This window comes from Pedobacter sp. 10L46_2 (assembly GCF_056395165.1).
The window spans coordinates 1-1667 of sequence record NZ_JBFTIZ010000496.1 but is presented as its reverse complement, the minus strand read 5'-3'; the positions used below and the strand labels follow the sequence as shown (position 1 = coordinate 1667).

Sequence of the window (1667 nt, the reverse complement as noted above, 5' to 3'; positions counted from 1 at the left end):
TTCATCACCAGAATTCCCAAAAATAGCTGCAGATCCCGCATTAACCCATACTTCAGGCGGTTTGTTCAATTCTCCTATTGCCTTTCCAATAATTAGTGTTGCATCCACTCTCGAGTCAATGATTTCCTGTTTATTAGCATCTGTGTAACGGCAGTTTACAGATCTCCCTACCAGATTAATTATAGCCTTGCTGCCTTCCAGTTCCTTAGTCCAATTGCCTATGTTTTTGGCATCCCAAAGTACATATCTGATATCCTGTTCATTCTTCCTTATCGTTCTGGTCAGCACCACAATTTCATAATCAGGAAAGGCTTTTATTATTGCAGATCCTAAAAAACCCGTTCCTCCGGCTATAATTATTTTATTACTCATTGAATTTAAGGTTTAATATTCCTTTACTGAACTATATCGGCCTTCAACCAAAGGATACTTTTTATCAGATCTGTCTAAGACTACATAAATAGAATCTCTAAATTCATTAATTCCGTTAAGAATAATTCTATTTGCCGTGGGCCTGCTGTAGTGCAACACTTGCGTTTCTTCTTTGTGATTCTTGTTTTTGTTCTGCAAATAAAGGATATGGTTTACTGTATCTGCTTTATAGAAAAAGTACCTGCGTTCACCGGCCATACCACCAACCTCCCATCTGGTTACCCCCAGGTCACGGTTTTTCTTTAGCTTGTCTAACTGATCAGAATCTTGAGTATTTACCTGATTAAGTCTATTATTCTTTTTATCATTCTTTACACGGAGCGGAGAATAACCAATCATGCGGTCGGCAATGGCCCCACGATTGGTTTTATAGCTTAATGACGACCAACCTTCAAATGTTGCATCTTGCCAGCGTATGGAGTCTTGAGGGGTATAAGGAACTACCTTGTTATTTAACCTGTATTCTGTTACGTTATAATAGCCTTTTGCTCCCGCTAATCCGGGAGTACTCGGGATGTTATAATTGTTTCCGTTAAAAAAACCATATGCCCACAAACCAGCCGCAACCGGAACAAACAAGAAATTAAAAGTCCATTTTACACCTGCGGCGAGATTGCGCTGCCATTTTTCGGAGATAACCGGCTGATAACGGTAAGGTAAGATGTCTTTTTCATTTACCAGCAGATTCCAGATTTTAGGTAAATCGTACCACACTATAAATATACCAATAATGGCAAAATAAGCCGCAGGAACTGCTACACCAGCATCATAAGCATGGTTGGCAATACAGATGTTAAATGTTACCACAGCCGCTAGTGCCGCTCCCAAAGGAGAAGTTTTTCTATTTAACAACAACAGTCCGGGAAGGATTTCGGCGAATCCAAGAAATACAGTATACCAGAAAGAAACACCAACGTGCGACCAATATAACTTCTTCTCCGCCATATCGATAAATGGCGTATTTAGCATCCCAACTGTAGGGAAAACCATTTGCATCGGAAAAGCTTTCTTTAATCCCCATCCAATCATCCCATATGCCAGGCGATAACGAGCAAGTACCCGGATCCAATAATAAAGCTTACTATATTCTGTGGATTTCTTATCAAAAGCTGTCCAGATCAATCCTCCAACAATAGATCCTGCAAATAGCAGAATCAAATTAATATAATTTAATAACCCAAACACCCCTTCTTCTGATTCTATGGTTACAATCTGTGGGGGCCAGAACGCTACTA

Annotated in this window: 2 protein-coding genes; both read right to left on the bottom strand. The window is 39.8% G+C overall.

Translation table 11 applies throughout. The features are described from left to right. Window positions 1-372, bottom strand: a 372-nt coding sequence (locus tag AC1DDX_RS27210; RefSeq protein WP_477623008.1) for an NAD-dependent epimerase/dehydratase family protein, incomplete at its 3' end; no start/stop codon positions are given. Between the two features lie 12 nt (window positions 373-384). Next, a partial coding sequence (locus AC1DDX_RS27205; protein ID WP_477623007.1) for a DoxX family protein occupies window positions 385-1667 on the bottom strand: 1283 nt, incomplete at its 5' end.